General features: G+C 39.5%; 11 protein-coding genes. 6 read left to right on the top strand and 5 right to left on the bottom strand.

The features are described from left to right. Positions 1 to 179: 179 nt before the first annotated feature. Both fusA and HYB91_RS07845 read left to right on the top strand, forming a co-directional pair. The gene (fusA, locus tag HYB91_RS07850; protein ID WP_002677520.1) at positions 180 to 2,267 is read left to right on the top strand and encodes an elongation factor G; all 2,088 of its coding nucleotides are present in this window, start codon (positions 180 to 182) and stop codon (positions 2,265 to 2,267) included. 12 nt (positions 2,268 to 2,279) lie between these two features. Next, positions 2,280 to 2,963 carry a P-loop NTPase family protein gene (locus tag HYB91_RS07845; protein WP_002677522.1) on the top strand — a complete coding sequence of 228 codons (684 nt, stop codon included), beginning with the start codon at positions 2,280 to 2,282 and terminating at the stop codon, positions 2,961 to 2,963. A gap of 103 nt (positions 2,964 to 3,066) precedes the next feature. On the opposite strand, the gene HYB91_RS07840 is transcribed toward HYB91_RS07845, so the two are convergent. The 3 genes from HYB91_RS07840 to HYB91_RS07830 all read right to left on the bottom strand — a co-directional run bounded on the left by HYB91_RS07840 (position 3,067) and on the right by HYB91_RS07830 (position 5,585). Then, positions 3,067 to 3,351, bottom strand: coding sequence for a hypothetical protein (locus tag HYB91_RS07840; RefSeq protein ID WP_002677523.1), 285 nt, complete (start codon positions 3,349 to 3,351; stop codon positions 3,067 to 3,069). Positions 3,352 to 3,567: 216 nt separating this feature from the next. Beyond that, on the bottom strand, positions 3,568 to 3,726 hold the full coding sequence (gene rd / locus HYB91_RS07835; RefSeq protein ID WP_002670545.1) for a rubredoxin: 159 nt from the start codon (positions 3,724 to 3,726) through the stop codon (positions 3,568 to 3,570). A gap of 62 nt (positions 3,727 to 3,788) precedes the next feature. After that, a complete protein-coding gene (locus HYB91_RS07830) occupies positions 3,789 to 5,585 on the bottom strand; it encodes a tetratricopeptide repeat protein (RefSeq protein ID WP_002677524.1) in 1,797 nt (598 codons plus the stop codon). Between the two features lie 145 nt (positions 5,586 to 5,730). Between HYB91_RS07830 and HYB91_RS07825 the strand changes: the two genes are divergently transcribed. Next, positions 5,731 to 7,812 (top strand): methyl-accepting chemotaxis protein, encoded by a 2,082-nt coding sequence (locus tag HYB91_RS07825; protein ID WP_002677525.1) that lies wholly within the window; start codon positions 5,731 to 5,733, stop codon positions 7,810 to 7,812. A gap of 13 nt (positions 7,813 to 7,825) precedes the next feature. Here HYB91_RS07825 and HYB91_RS07820 read toward each other — a convergent pair whose 3' ends face one another. Beyond that, positions 7,826 to 9,175 (bottom strand): MATE family efflux transporter, encoded by a 1,350-nt coding sequence (locus HYB91_RS07820; RefSeq protein ID WP_002677526.1) that lies wholly within the window; start codon positions 9,173 to 9,175, stop codon positions 7,826 to 7,828. A 361-nt stretch (positions 9,176 to 9,536) separates the two neighbouring features. Here HYB91_RS07820 and HYB91_RS07815 point away from each other — a divergent pair, with 361 nt between their 5' ends. Next, positions 9,537 to 10,718 carry a formylglycine-generating enzyme family protein gene (locus tag HYB91_RS07815; protein ID WP_002677528.1) on the top strand — a complete coding sequence of 394 codons (1,182 nt, stop codon included), beginning with the start codon at positions 9,537 to 9,539 and terminating at the stop codon, positions 10,716 to 10,718. 349 nt (positions 10,719 to 11,067) lie between these two features. On the opposite strand, the gene HYB91_RS07810 is transcribed toward HYB91_RS07815, so the two are convergent. Further along, positions 11,068 to 11,361, bottom strand: a complete 294-nt coding sequence (locus HYB91_RS07810) for a hypothetical protein (RefSeq protein WP_002677530.1) — start codon at positions 11,359 to 11,361, stop codon at positions 11,068 to 11,070. Between the two features lie 348 nt (positions 11,362 to 11,709). On the opposite strand from HYB91_RS07810, the gene HYB91_RS07805 reads away from it, so the two are divergent. Both HYB91_RS07805 and HYB91_RS07800 read left to right on the top strand, forming a co-directional pair. Next, entirely contained in the window at positions 11,710 to 13,557 is a 1,848-nt protein-coding gene (locus tag HYB91_RS07805; RefSeq protein ID WP_002677533.1) for an ABC transporter ATP-binding protein, read from the top strand. Continuing rightward, on the top strand, positions 13,557 to 15,431 hold the full coding sequence (locus HYB91_RS07800) for an ABC transporter ATP-binding protein (RefSeq protein WP_002677535.1): 1,875 nt from the start codon (positions 13,557 to 13,559) through the stop codon (positions 15,429 to 15,431). Before HYB91_RS07805 ends, HYB91_RS07800 begins: the two co-directional genes overlap by 1 nt. Positions 15,432 to 15,472 lie beyond the last annotated feature (41 nt).

The following is a 15,472-nucleotide window of genomic DNA, read 5'->3' as shown; positions in this document are numbered from 1 at the left end:
GATTAAAAAAGGACTGAGGATGTACATTTTTCATCGACCCCCTTGTATATTATTCTTTTTTTTATTATACTGTAACGTCTTGTATCTTGAAAAGTATTATGACTTTTCGGTTTTATAAAATCATTTAGGAGAAACTCGGCAGTTTGCTCCTAAAAATCTATAAAGATGAGGTATTGATTATGGGTAATGATATTTCTAAGATGAGAAATATCGGTATTAGTGCTCACATTGACTCCGGTAAAACAACTCTTTCGGAACGAATTCTTTTTTATTGTGATAGAATTCATGCTTTACACGAGGTCCGCGGAAAAGACGGTGTGGGTGCTACGATGGATAATATGGAGCTTGAAAAGGAACGAGGTATCACGATTCAGTCAGCTTCAACTCAGGTTAAATGGAAGGATTATACGGTTAACGTAATTGACACTCCCGGGCACGTAGACTTCACGATTGAGGTTGAGCGTTCTTTACGCGTTTTGGACGGAGCTATCTTGGTTCTTTGTTCTGTCGGAGGTGTTCAGTCCCAATCTATCACTGTTGACAGACAGTTAAAACGCTACCATGTTCCCCGAATTGCATTTGTAAATAAGTGCGACAGAACCGGTGCTAACCCGTTTAAAGTTAGAATGCAGCTTAGGGAAAAGTTAGGTCTCAATGCTTATATGATGCAGATTCCCATAGGTTTGGAAGATAAGCTTGAAGGCGTTGTAGACCTTGTTACCATGAAGGCTATGTATTTTGAAGGCGAAAATGGTACCCAAATCCGCATGGCCGAAATCCCCCAGCATCTTTTAGCCGATGCCCAAAAATACAGGGAAGAAATGATTGATGCCGCTACCATGTTCTCCGATGAATTGGCAGAAGCCTTTTTGGAAGGTGCCGAAACCGAAGAAATGATAAGAGCTGCCGTAAGAAAGGGAACCCTTGCAGAGCAGTTTGTTCCCGTCTTCCTCGGTTCAGCTTATAAAAATAAGGGTATCCAGCCCCTTTTGGATGCCGTAGGTTATTATCTCCCCGATCCGACAGAAATTGAAAATACGGCTTTAGATATTGATGAAAATGAAAAGCCCGTCGTTCTCGGTACGGATGAAAATGCTCCCGTCGTTGCACTAGGCTTTAAACTTGAAGACGGAAAATACGGACAGCTTACTTATGTCCGAGTTTATCAAGGAACTTTAAAGAAAGGTGAGGAGCTTTTTAATACCCGCGCCAAAAAGAAGTTTAAGGTAGGACGCTTGGTTCGAATGAACTCTGCAAGTATGGAAGATATTAACGAAGGCGGTCCCGGTGACATCGTAGCTCTTTTCGGTATTGACTGTGCTTCGGGAGATACATTCTGCGGAGGTAATTTAAATTATGCAATGAGCTCCATGTATGTTCCGGATCCCGTTATCTCTCTTTCTCTTACACCGAAAGATAAGCAGGCTGCCGATCAAATGTCCAAGGCTCTTAACCGCTTTACAAAAGAAGACCCGACTTTCAGAAGCTATGTAGACAAGGAATCAAACCAGACCATTATTCAGGGTATGGGCGAGCTCCACTTGGAAGTTTATATCGAGCGAATGAAGAGAGAATATAAGTGTGATGTTGAAACAGGTATGCCTCAGGTTGCTTACAGAGAAGCTATTACCCAGAGGGCAGACTTTAACTATACTCACAAAAAGCAGACAGGCGGTTCCGGTCAGTTCGGCCGTGTTGCAGGCTTTATTGAACCCATTACCGAACAGGATTATGAGTTTGACAATCAGATAAAGGGAGGAGCAATTCCTTCGGAATTTATACCTTCTTGCGATAAGGGCTTTAAAGAAGCTATCAAGAGGGGTACCCTCATCGGATTCCCGATTGTCGGAACTAAGGTTACTATAAATGACGGACAGTCCCACCCGGTAGACTCCTCGGATATGGCCTTCCAAGCTGCTGCAATCGGTGCCTTCCGTGAGGCTTACAAGGCTGCAAAACCTGCAATTCTTGAGCCCATTATGAAGGTTTCTATTGAAGGACCTCAGGAATTCCAAGGTAATATCTTCGGTCTTATTAATCAAAGACGCGGAATTATTATTTCATCAACTGAAGACGATAACTTTACCCGTGTAGATGCCGAAGTTCCGTTAAGCGAAATGTTCGGGTTTTCTACCATCTTGCGTTCTTCAACACAGGGAAAGGCGGAATACTCTATGGAATTTGCCAAGTACGGCAAGGCTCCGGCAAGTATTTCGGAAGAACTGATAAAAGAATACGAAGCTAAACGGCTTGCAGAAAAAAAATAAGGAGGCTCTGTAATGCTTAAAGAAGATTTGATTGAAAAAAGCCCGATGAGAAAACTTGAAAAAGCTCTCGGCGGCGGCTTGGCAGCAGGTGAGGTAGGTGTTGTTACATCAAAAAAAGGTGTGGGAAAAACATCTATTTTAGTTCAGTTCGGTTTGGATAAACTATTACAGGACAAACCTGTTGTTCATATATCGTTCAGTCAGCATGTAGACTATGCCATAACTTGGTATAACGATATGTTTAATGAACTCTCAAAGAAAAAGAACCTCGGCGATGCTCAAGAGGTAAAGGCTCAGGCCTTTTCAAAGAGAATTGTTTTAAACTTTAACCAAGATACGGTTAGAACTACTCAGATTTTAAAGACAATCAGGGCTTTGTCCGAAGGAGGCTCAAAGCCGTCAGTAGTTATGATTGACGACTTTAACTTTGCAAAGGCTCTGCCCGAAGCAATGAAGGACATGAAGGCCTTTGCCAAGGAAATGGGGGTTGCCGTTTGGTATACGGCTGCTGCAGATGTTACTTCGTTTGAAATAGATGAGAGCTTGAAGAAGTATATTGATGATATTGATGTACTTCTCTATCTTGAAAATGACGGGGATTTTGTAAGGATTAAGGCATTAAAGGAACACGGAAACGGAGCTTCCGATACCGGATCTTCTTTTGATGCTAAAACCATGCTTTTGAGCGAAAAATAATCCCGTAAAACTATCACAAAAAAAGCCGTGTAAGGTTGGGTGTACCCTGCACGGCTTTTTTATTTTCTGCTTAATTATAAAATTAATTAAAAGGTTAAGCTGCTTACCAAACTAATTTCTTTTTTACTTCTACCTTAGAGACTCCGAAAAGCCTCTTGATTTGTTCTTTTTTGTAATTTGAATGGGAAATTTTATTATATTCATCAGCTACCTTTTGAAGGTCCTCATCGGATTCGGTATAAACGGCATAGGCTGCCGCAGCCCTAAAAGCTCCGGCTTCTAAAAGTTGGTCAAGATTTTTATTTGAATTTTTTGATAGTCTTGCCTTATCTACTATGGCAGAATTTCCGTCATAACCTATTGTGTTTATAAAATCTTTGATTTCCATAACTTCTCTCCCAAATTAAACTTTTTTATAAATCAACAACCCCGACGCGAGGTCGGGGTACAGTACTCAATGTTTCGCACTGTATGTTCTCATAAGGTGGTTGCAGTCGGCTTTAATACCCTTCGTTACGACGCAAGCGTCGGGGTATTAAACCCTCCGCACGAATAAAGCCGGCCTTGTTTTAAAAGCCGGCTCCGTTTTTGATACCTTAAAGCATCACACCTTTGTAAAGCTTTCTTTTCCTACTCCGCAAAGGGGGCATACCCAATCATCAGGTATATCTTCAAATGCGGTTCCGGGAGCAATTCCGCCGTCGGGATCGCCTAAAGCCGGATCATACACATATCCGCACAAATCGCATACATATTTATCCATTGCATACTCCTTAAATGATGTTATAAGATCACTCTATGTTTCATATAATACACTTTTTTTTGCTAATCGGCAAGTAATTTATCCAGGTTTTCCGATAAATTGACGAGGTTTTTATTTGAAGGATCTAAGGCCAATACTTGACCAAGATAATATTTTGCTTTTTTATAATCTTTTGTTTTTAAATACCATTCATACATAGCAAAAAGGGAGTCTTTGTTTCGCGGGTTTGACAAGAGGCTTGACTGTAGAAAATTTAAATATTCACCCGAATTCCCTTGTTCTAATTTTGCATTATAGTAATACAAAATCGATTTAAGCTGCGAATCGGCTCCCTTTATTTTTTGATTTATTACCTGCTTTACGGTTTGATAATCTTTTCCGGCATATAAAGCTTCCATGTAGAGGTTTATAAAGGAGTTTGAAGGATTTTTTGTATTTGCATAAAGCTTTTTTGCAAGGCTGAGTGCCTTTGATGTTTGACCTGCACCAAGGTATGAGGTTAATAGAAGTTCTTTGTTTGCATCGCTGGGGTATTTCGCGGCTAAGTCTTCAGCCGATTCTACTGCCTGTGCCCATTTTCCGTTATTAATATCGTTTTTTACCAATAGGGCTAAGGCTGCCGTATTTTTTGGATAAGCTTCCAAGACCTTGCGGATAAAAAAGTCTGCCGGTTTATTGTCTATTTTGGTTGAGGCTTCAAAGCAAATTTCCGCACATGCTAAAAGAACATTAAAATCTTCAGGGTAGTATTTATAAGCTTCGGTTAAAAATTCGGATGCCCGAATCAGATTTTTATTCCATTCTTTTGTTACACGGGCTCTATATAGAAGATAGTTTTTTGCAGTTTTGTTTTTGGTTGAATAGGCATCCAAAAGAGAGTTTGCCCTTAGGTACTCTTTTTGTTCTATCAATATCCTTATCCGTAAAAGAAGGGCAGAGATGTTTTCAGGTTCTTTTTTTAGAACCGATACGATATTTTCCGAAGCCTTGTTTAAATCATTTTTTGCTATATGGGCTTGAGCATATAAGAGTTTGACTTCAGTATTGTCTTTGTATGAGGAGTTGAGCGTATCGGCGATTTTTAAGGCTTCAGCTCCGTTACCTGATTCGGCAGCAAAGTGCCCGTATTTAAAACCGGCAGGATAGCAAGAGGAGTCAAGCTGCCAAGCTTTTTGGTATAGGGCAACGGCCTCTGTCAATTTATTGTTTTTTTCTTTTAAAAGACCCAAAAGATAATGGGGCAGGACTGACTGAGGTCTTAGCTTTTGAGCTTCCATAAGCCTTGATTCTATATCCTCGGAATATTGTGCAAGCGTTGTGTCGGAAAAATCGTTATATGTTAAAACCAATGTAGGAATTATAAGGCTTAAAAAGCCGTCTTTTTTTGTTGAAACAGGATATAATCCGGATTTTACCTCTTTTAGAGCCTGTAAATAAGGTTCATCTTCAGCATAGAGGGGCGGTTTGACTCCATTTGTTTCTAAAGGATATACAAGATACATTATATCTGCAATTATTTTTAGGTAAAGTTTATTTTCGTTTGTGAGGCCCTTGCTGTCATTTTGAATAAAAAGAACCGCCTCTTTTAGGCTTGCAGGGGAGCCTTTTTCGATGTGGGCTGCAAGGGTTGAATCGAGCTTTTTTTCGGCAAGTTCATCCTTTCCGGGGAGAGAAAGAATAGTGCCTTCTCCTATAGGCTTTAAGCCTGCTCCATTTTGCTCTATAGAACCTATGGGCTTATCTTCCGCAACCGCTTTTTTTGTGCTTACACAAGAAAAAAAAGGCAGACAGCACATTATGACTGCAAAAATGAGGAGAGAACGATATTTATCTGCAATTTTTTTTACGTAAAAGCTCACACCCTTATTATAATATATTTTAATGATGTTGCCAATATCTTTTTGAAATCTTAATTAAGAATTTTCATTGCAATTTTTTCTTTAGTTACTAGATAATTTTGATAAAATATATTACAATGAGTAATAAAATTATTTTGGGGCTATAATGAAAATTAGGACATCGGTCAATTTATTTTTGACGCTTACCTTGGTTATTGTTGTATTTGGAGCTTTAACTTCAACCATTTATTATACAAGATCGTTTATAGAAAGTATTTTTTATAAAAATATTCATTATATTTTGGACTCTTCCTTTTCGGAGCTGCAAAGAGATATTGAAAGCGGTTTAGTTCTTTCAAAAAGTTTTGCAGGACAGAATAATTTAATAAGGTGGTTTGAATCTTATGAAGAGGATGAACAAGTCGGTGAAGATATCAAAACCATGATGTTAAGCTTGGCAAGTGATGAAAAGTTCAGTACCTGTTTTGCCGCTTCGGGATTGACCGGTTCTTATTATGCAGTTGATAAAAATAAAAATATTGTGCGGGACCAATTATCTAAAGATAATTCGGCTGATTCATGGTTTTATGATATTTTAAAGAAAAAAGAAGAGATCTTTTATAACATTGACTACAATAAAACTTTAGGAACCGTAAATTTTTGGTTTGATTATAAAGTTGTTAATAATAGAGGAGAAGCCTTAGGGCTTGCAGGTGTGGCCGTTAATTTGGATAAGGCTGTAGAAAAAATGAAAAAATCCATACCCAGTGATAATTCCTGGCTGGGCTTTATTGGAAAGGATGATGAGGTTATAATATCCTCAAACTCCGACTTAATCGGAAAAAAGATAGAACTTATTACCGGCAGTCTTATTCCGGTTAAAGGTATTTCCGAGCTTTATTATTGCATGGATAAAGATTTAGGTAAGGTCATTATTGCAAAAAAACAATTAAAAAATTTCCCTTATTCAATTGTGCTTTTTGCTCCTATGGTGGATTTTGTTCCCTCTATACTTTTAATTTTACGCTTACCTTTTATATGGTCGTTTGCAATTTTGGTAATTATGTTGATACTCAGTTCTTTTTTATTGCGAGTCTTTTTTGGACGTTTTGCCAAAATGAATTCCGTATTTAATAAAATAGCTGAAGGAGATTTTAGCATAAGGGCTGATGTTTCAAATGATGAAGTTGGAAGTATAACCTCGGTTTTAAATAACGCAATAGAGAAAGTTAGTGCTTCCTTGGCAAATATTGGGAAGCATACCGATAAGATGCAGGGAATATGCGAAAATTTATCTGCCAATATGGTAGAATCCGCAGCCGCCTTAAATGAGATAACGGCAAATATTGAAGGGGTTAGAGGACAGGTTCTCACTCAAAACTCTAGTGTAGAAAATGCGGTCAGCAAGGTAGATGAAATATCCAAAGGTATTTCAGAGCTTGATGTTCATATCGACACTCAAACTGAAAGTTTTATGTCTTCTACAAAGGCTGTAGTAGAAATAGTTTCAAATATTGAGGGTGTAAGAGGAAAAGCGCAAGATAATTTAAAAGCCATTAAAGAGCTTGAACAGGCAACCCATCAAGGAAAAGAAACCGTAAAATCCGTCGTAGATATTACTGCAATCGTAACCGAGCAGTCTGAGGGGCTTTTAGATGCAATTTCCGTTATACAAAATACGGCAAGTCAGACAAACCTTCTTGCAATGAATGCTGCAATTGAAGCTGCTCATGCCGGAGAAGCCGGAAAGGGTTTTGCCGTTGTAGCCGATGAAATCAGAAAACTTGCCGAAGAATCCGGTGAGCAGGGTAAAAATATTACAAAGGTTTTGGAAGAATTAAAAAGCAAAATCGAAAATCTAAACGGTGCCGGTCCCCGTGTTTTCGAGCAGTTTGAAAAGATAAGTTCTATGATGGATTTTATTTACCGCCATGAAGACGGAATGATAAGAACTATGAATGAGCAGCTTAAAGATGCAGAGGCGGTCTTACACGAAATACACGGAATGGAAGAGGTAAGCCAAGCTGTAAAGGAGGGTTCCGATGAAATGCTTTTAAAGATAGAAAAAATTTCACAAGAGCTTAAAACTCTTTCTTCCCTTTCGGAAAATATAACTCAAAGGATGACAGAGATGTCGGTTGGGGTAGGGCAGGTAAATAAGAATATTCAGGAAGTAAGCGATACTGCAAGAGTGAATAAAGAAACGGCTTCCGGGGTTGCTTCGGAAATCGCAAAGTTTAAGGTGTGATTAAAATAAGCTATTATCGAACTTGATATAATTTTTTTCTGTAGATAAAATAATAGACCGTAAATATAATGCTTGTCAAAGTCCATGAAATAGGGAAGGCTAGAACAATCATTTCGATTACAGGGTTTATAGGAACAAATAAAAATATCCACGCAATGCGGGAGGCACAAACTCCGAGGAGGATTATTAACATGGGCTTAAAAGTTTCTCCCGTTGCATGGATGGCCGCCGAAAAAACTTCCGTAAAGATGAAGACCGAATAAAAGGGCGCAAGGATATGCATAAGTTTTTCGCTTATTATAAGAACCTCGTAATCCTTTGAGTTGATAAAAAGTTTCCCCAAAGGTACATTCCAAAAATAAAGCATTACACAAATGCTTCCTATTATGATGCCGGACATAATAAGCCCTATCCGCACAACTCCGGTAATGCGGTCATATTTTCTTGCACCGTAATTTTGAGCAACAAAGGTTGCAACCGATGTGGTCATGGCTTCGAGTAATATCCAAATTAAAAAGTCCAGCTTGCCGCAAAGCGCCCAAGCCGCAATGTTGTCCGTTCCCGTACCGTTTACAGTCGCCTGAATTATCATATTGGCTATGGGGAAGAAGGCTGACTGTATGCCGATAGGAAGTCCGAGCCTTGCGATCTTGGCAGAAGAAAACCTGTCAATTTTTATCTTGCTAATGAGCAATGGACAGTATCCCGTTTTTTTGGTGAGAGCAAAAAGAATTATTACTGCGCTTATAAGCTGTGAAAGCACGGTCGCAAGGGCTGCTCCTCCGATTCCCCACTTAAAGATTCCTATAAAGATTAGGTCTAAGATTACGTTTAATATTGAAGAAACTATCAGGGCATAAAAGGGTGTTTTGGAATTTCCCATTGCACGCAAAATTCCCGAACCGATATTATAAAAAAGGGAGACTCCCATTCCCGCAAAATAAATTCTGACATAGCTCAATGTCATCTCAAAAATATCTTGAGGAACCCCCATCATAAAAAGAAGCAGGGGAGAAATAAGAACTCCGATTATCGAAAGGCCTATGCCCGCAATAAGGGTTAGTCCTATTGAAGTGTGGATTGCAGAAAAGAGTTCCCTGATTTTTTTTGCACCGAATAATTGAGAGATAATAATCGTTGCTCCCGCCGAAAGTCCGCTGAAAAGATTTATCGGCAGTTTTAATAAACTTAAAACGGAATCGATTGCCGCAAGCCCTTCCTTGCCTGTAAACTTCCCGACAATGACGGCATCGGCTGCCGTATATAAATGCTGAAAAAAGTTTCCTGCCAAAATGGGAAGAGTAAATATTATCAAAGTTTTCCAAATTACGCCTTCGGTAAGATCCAAGTCTTTTTTGTACATATCCTTTTTTCCGTTTTGAGGTTCCCTACTAAATCTTGGGTTATATAATAGAGATAAAATTAGAGCTTGTCAACGAAAGAAAATCGTTTTTTTTTAATTTTAGGATATTACAAATTTGATAAAATTGATATTACGATAAGGTTGATATTTGTGTGGAAACATGTTACACTGTAGCGTAATGATAGACAAACACACCGACAGCAGTTATAAATACAATGCATGTCAAGAGTTGAGCTTTGCTCAATTTACCAAAGGATTATTAAGGATGTCCTTATAAAGATTCCCTTAAAACCGCCACGGATGGCGGTGGTTAAGACCGCTCGGCGGTTAAATTACAAATTAACTTTGACAGGAGGAACCTATGATAAAGTTTAAACCAAATAACAAGAAGGCAAAAGCCTTCACAGTTAAGGGAGCCGCGGCACTCATCACAGCCGCAATATTGGCACTGGTCTTTACAGGCTGCCCCAACAACGCGGGCGGCGGAGGAGGCGGGAGCTCCGGAGTAGGAAACTCAGGTAACTCCGGCAGTTCCGGCGGAGGTGGTAACTCAGGCGACGGCTTTGTAACAATAACCCTGCCTGCAAACGGAATAATAGGCGTTGACCCTGACTACACCTTACCAGGAAATGGCGAACGTTGGAAAGGCGTATTTATTAAAGACCGGAAGGTAAAACTGAGCCCCTATAAGCTGGGCAAAACAGAGGTAACGTACGAGTTATGGTATCAAGTGCGTAAGTGGGCAGAAAGTAATGGCTACACCTTTGCAAACAAAGGGCTTGAAGGTTGGGACGGCACAGGCGGCGGAGGTTATCATCCCAATTATGCAAACATAGGCAAGCCTCCTACAGCAAACAAAAATCATCCTGTAACAATGGTAAGCTGGCGGGACTGCATAGTGTGGTGTAATGCGTATACGGAAAAGACAAAAGGCTCCGAAACCGAATGCGTATACCGCAAAAGCAAAACCGACCCTACCGTATTAAAAGACGCAACGGCAACAGCTGATTGTGATGCAGCCTATGCCGATATGAGTAAAAAAGGCTTTAGACTTCCGACCGAAGCGGAGTGGGAATATGCTGCCCGCCGGCAAAATGACAACACAAATTCAAATGCGACAGACTACGGCGAAAGTGGTAGTGAGGTATGGCTGACTAAGCTAAACAGTGCAAGCGGAGCCAAAGCTGACTGGAATAATGCGGATGAGACAAAAGCCGTTGCATGGTATAGTGGTAATTCAGACTATAAAACTCATCCGGTCGGAGAAAGGCGGGCGAATGCACTCGGTTTATATGATATGAGCGGGAATGTCTGGGAATGGTGTTTTGATCGGCATAATGATGACCCTGCATCAAACGATGCTGCTTATAAGCAAGGCGGTATTGTTACCGATCCTCAAGGTGCTGCGTCAGGCTCTTACCGTGTTTTGCGCGGCGGCGGCTGGCGCTATGGCGCGGAGTACTGTGTCGTCGGTATACGGCTCGGCAACGGCCCCGACAACAGGTACGAAGATGTTGGCTTCCGCCTGGCTTGGTGCCCCTGATGAAAAATGTACGTCCTTGTACATTTTTCATCGTCGAGTTTGAGGCGAAGCCTCAAACGTCGCTTCTGCATGGAACCAGCTGCATCCGTGTCCGATTTTGAGTTTCGAGTTTTGCCTCACGGCAAAACATCGCAAGAATGGAACCACCGCCATTCGTGGCGGTGTTGCATTAACTATTTAATTTGTTGTAGTTGAAAATGATCAGTTTTCACCAAAATAAGAGATGATAGTTAATATTTAGAATTTTGAACAGTTTCAAGGTGAAACACCTTTCTCCGAAAAAGTGTCTTAGCCTTGAAGCTTCGCTGGCTGTACGCCTTGAAGCTTCGCCGGCTGTACTTCCCCTAATTTACAGTTCCTCAATCTCTGATTCGGGAAGTCCGGTCATTAACAAAATCTCGGAAATGGGATAACCTCTGTTTTTCATAAGTTTTGCTGTTTCCCGCTTAACCCTATCCTTAATATCCATCTCAAAAGTTGACATTAATTTATATTCTTGCCTTGCCTGTTCATTTTGTTTTACTGTTTGTATCATTTCTTCTATCCTCCTTGTAAATTCACTCTTTGTTTTGCCTGTTTTAAGATATTCTAAAAATTCCTTTAATTCTTTGTCTTTAGTGTTTTTAAAGCCTTCTGCATTCATTATAACCTCTAAAAGGGGAAGGGACAACCCCCCGTTCCCTTACGGGCTTTTCAAGTCAGGGCGGTGGTTTTTCCCTTCCCCTTTGACCCCATCCCTTTTCCTCGCGCTGCCAAAGGACTTGCAGCCCTTTGGAATCCCGCATTGTTACAAAGTTTCTGGTCAATTCTTTGGTTGAGTTAGGAAACAAAGGTTCTGAGCGAAATTTAAAGGTTGTCTACGCAAAGATATTTATAGTTATTATTTGAAAAAAATAGTAAATTAGAAAAAGATTTTAGCGTCCTTTGCGTCCTCTGCGGTTAAATTATCTGCCTTTGACACTTCCCTTTATTTGTGTTATCATCTTTCCCTATGGAAAAAGAGGAAAAGAAAGAAGAACCTATAAAATACGGGATTTTAAGCAATGTTTTGTTTATGCTTAAAACATCTTTTAGGACATATAAGTCTGTGCCTGTTTTGATTTTACTGGAATCCCTTTTATATACGGGAGATAATTTAATTTCGATATTTTTTGCGCCTGCCGTTTTGAGCCTTATTCAAAGCAATGCTTCCATTAAAAATCTTTTAATAACTATTTTTGCCTTTGCTTTTTCTTTAATGCTTTTACGCGGGCTCCTCTCTTATCTGCAAACGAACCATCTATTCGGGCGGATTGGAGTTAGGAGTGAGCTTATTTTTATGATAGGCGGTAAGGCGATGAACACTTCCTATAATAACTTGGATAATAAGGATTTTGAAGCAAAGAAAAATAAGGCTATGGATGTTACCGACGGTAACTCGAAATCAACCGAAGCTGTTTGGACTACCTTGCAGGAACTTCTTCAATACCTTCTTTGCTTTATCATCTATCTTGTTATCCTTGCTTCCTTAAACCTTAATATAATTTTAATTACGATTTTGACAACCTGCGTGAGTTTTTTTATCACCAACAGTGTAAACTCTTGGATGTATAAGAGGCGTGATGAAGAAAATAAACATGTAAATCATTTACGCTACATAACCCAAACCGGAAAAAATAAGCAGCTTGCAAAGGATATCCGCCTTTTCGGAATGGATGCTTGGCTTAAAGAATTATATGAAAAGCATTTAAGGCTTTACAGTAATTTTCACCTCAAAGGAGAAAAGCGTTATTTTTTTGCCGACCTTGCAGACCTTGTTTTAACTTTTTTGCGGAACGGTCTTATTTATTATTGGCTGATAAGTCTTGTCTTACAAAAAAATATAAGCGTTCCCCAATTTATTCTTTATTTTGCCGCAGCGGGAACTTTTACTCAATGGGTGAGCGGTATTTTAAATCGGTTTTCCGTTTTGCATAAACAGAGTCTGGATATTTCCCGCCTTAGAGAATTTTTTGAATTTAAAGAAGATTATCTATTTGAAAAAGGTGAAAAAGTTCCTCTACAAAAAGAAAACCTCATCGAGCTAAAAGATGTATGCCTTTTATATTCGGAAGGCGGAACTCCTGTTTTGGATAGATTCAATTTGACTTTGAAGCCCAAAGAAAAGCTTGCAATTGTCGGCTTAAACGGAGCAGGAAAAACAAGCCTTGTAAAATTGATTACCGGGCTTTATGATCCTACTCAAGGAGAGGTTTTGTTTAACGGAAAAAATATAAAAGAATTTAACCGAAGCGAATACTATAAGTGCTTTAGTGCGGTCTTTCAGGAGTTTTCTATTTTGCCTACCGGTATTGCCGTAAACATTGCACAAAGCCGAGAAGGCATTAACAAGGAGAGGATTGAAGAGGTGCTAAAACTTTCAGGCCTTTACGATAAGGTTCAAACTCTTCCCCAAAAAGAAGAAACCCGTCTTTGCAAGGACATTTTCTTTGATGCCGTAGAACTTTCAGGCGGCGAAACTCAAAAGCTCTTACTTGCAAGGGCTCTTTACAATGACAGGCCCTTTTTAATATTGGATGAACCGACGGCAGCCTTGGATCCTATCGCTGAGCATGAGCTTTATACTAAGTATAACGATTTATCGAAGGACAAAACTTCTATCTTTATTTCGCACAGGCTTGCTTCCACCCGCTTTTGTGACAGGATTATTTTTATAAAGGACGGAAAAATAATCGAAGAAGGCACCCATGATTCTCTTTTAAAAAAGGGCGGGGAGTACGCTCATCTTTTTGAAGTACAAAGCAAGTATTATAAGGAAGAACAGGATAAAGAATTGCCTGAAAGTTTAGGGGAAATCTGATGAAAACTGAAAAAGAATATAATAAAAAAAGACATAACAAGGGCTTGAATCGGCGGGCTTTTTTGCTTCTCTTCAAAAAGGCGCCTTTGTTTTTTATTTCCGTGCTTGGAGAAAAAGTTTTTACAAGCCTCTTGCCCTTTATAGGTATTTTCTTTTCGGCAAGAATTATAAACGAGCTTGTTTTAATTTATTCGGGGAAAGGAGATTTATCAAAAATCAAAACTTTGGTTTTACTCTCTCTTATTTTAACGGCCGTCTGTATGCTTATTTCTTCCTTATTTAAAAGATGGGCAAACTATGAAGGCCGGAGCGTAGATTATAAACTGCAAGATATCTATGTTCAAAAGTTTTTAAGCATGGACTTTCAAGATGTTGAATCCGCGAAAACAAATGAGATTTATACAAGGATGTGGCAAAATACAAATTACGGAGGCTGGGGCTTGGAAAAAATCCTTTGGATCTATCCAAAGTGTTCTACACATCTTACTTCAGTTATTACTTCGCTCGCCTTGAGTATAAGCCTTTTTAGTTTTAAGGTTCAAAGTCCCGAATTGGCCTTTTTAAACAATCCTTTGTTTATCTTTGTAATTCTTTTTAGTATTGTACTTTTAATTCTCATTCCTGCTAAGCTTCAAACAATGTCCGATTCCTACTGGGCAATTGTTTCGGAGGATGCCACAGAAGGAAACAGGGTGTTTAGTTTTTTCTTTAGGCTCTTTAACGAAAAAAACCGAGCAATGGATGTGCGTATGTACGGCCAGCAAAGACAGGGTAACATAATAAGATCTTCCAGTAATATTTTTGTACCGGGCGGAAAGATGTCACAGTATGCAAAAAAGGAGATGGGCTTTTTTGCCTTTTTATCGGCCTTTATTTCTACCTCTCTTTTAATAATCATTTACGGCTTTGTGGGACTAAAGGCTTTAGGAGGAGCTTTCCCCGCCGGAAACCTCATGCAATATGCGGCAAGCATCACAGCCCTTTCTTCTGCCCTCACCGAAATATTTACGGTTGCAGGGGAGGCAAAAAACAATAGGGAATTTTTAAAGGATGTGTTTGACTTCTTGGATATAAAAAGCGGAATGTGTATGAACAATGCTCCGGTCAATTATCAACCGCTTGATAAGCCTCTTATAGAATTTAAAAACGTTTCCTTTGCTTATCCCGATTCCGAAAAGACCGTTTTAAAGAATTTAAACCTTACTTTAAGGCAGGGCGAGCGGCTTGCCGTAGTCGGTAAAAACGGGAGCGGTAAGACTACATTTGTAAAACTCCTCTGCCGCCTCTATGACCCGGTAGAAGGCGAAATTCTTTTTAACGGAAAAAATATAAAAGAATATGACTATAAAGAATACCTAAATCTTTTTTCCGTAGTCTTTCAAGATTTTAAACTACTTGCTCTCCCCCTTGCCCAAAACATTTCGGGCGGAGAGGCTTACGATAAACTCAAGGTCTTGGAAGTTTTAAAAAATACCGGCCTCGATCTTTCTAAGTTTAAAAATGCGGAAGAAACTTATCTTTATAAAAACTTCGATGATGAAGGCGTAAACATTTCAGGCGGGGAGGGGCAAAAGATTGCAATAGCCCGAGCCCTTTATAAAGATGCTCCCCTCATAATCTTGGACGAACCTACCGCCGCCCTCGACCCCATTGCAGAAGCCGAAATCTATTCCAAATTCGACGGCCTTGTAAAAAACAAAACCTCCCTGTATATTTCGCACCGCCTTTCTTCCTGTAAGTTTTGTTCCCATATTTTGGTCTTTGACGAAGGCTGCATAGTTCAAGAAGGCAGCCACGAAGAACTTTTAGCGGAAGACGGCCTTTACAGCAAATTATGGAACGCCCAAGCACAGTATTATCAAGAGGAATCTTGACAGTATTCACTTAAGTGAATATAATTAAATTATGTGGGAAG

The organism is Treponema sp. B152 (assembly GCF_024181665.1).
Lineage (GTDB): Bacteria > Spirochaetota > Spirochaetia > Treponematales > Treponemataceae > Treponema_B > Treponema_B denticola.
Note: the sequence above shows the minus strand (reverse complement) of the source record. Positions and strands in the feature narration are given on the sequence as shown.

Coding starts and splice junctions, on each gene's coding strand:
- fusA (WP_002677520.1), top strand. CDS start 180: ATGGGTAATGATATTTCTAAGATGAGAAATATCGGTATTAGTGCTCAC.
- HYB91_RS07845 (WP_002677522.1), top strand. CDS start 2,280: ATGCTTAAAGAAGATTTGATTGAAAAAAGCCCGATGAGAAAACTTGAA.
- HYB91_RS07840 (WP_002677523.1), bottom strand. CDS start 3,351: ATGGAAATCAAAGATTTTATAAACACAATAGGTTATGACGGAAATTCT.
- rd (WP_002670545.1), bottom strand. CDS start 3,726: ATGGATAAATATGTATGCGATTTGTGCGGATATGTGTATGATCCGGCT.
- HYB91_RS07825 (WP_002677525.1), top strand. CDS start 5,731: ATGAAAATTAGGACATCGGTCAATTTATTTTTGACGCTTACCTTGGTT.
- HYB91_RS07820 (WP_002677526.1), bottom strand. CDS start 9,175: ATGTACAAAAAAGACTTGGATCTTACCGAAGGCGTAATTTGGAAAACT.
- HYB91_RS07815 (WP_002677528.1), top strand. CDS start 9,537: ATGATAAAGTTTAAACCAAATAACAAGAAGGCAAAAGCCTTCACAGTT.
- HYB91_RS07810 (WP_002677530.1), bottom strand. CDS start 11,361: ATGAATGCAGAAGGCTTTAAAAACACTAAAGACAAAGAATTAAAGGAA.
- HYB91_RS07805 (WP_002677533.1), top strand. CDS start 11,710: ATGGAAAAAGAGGAAAAGAAAGAAGAACCTATAAAATACGGGATTTTA.
- HYB91_RS07800 (WP_002677535.1), top strand. CDS start 13,557: ATGAAAACTGAAAAAGAATATAATAAAAAAAGACATAACAAGGGCTTG.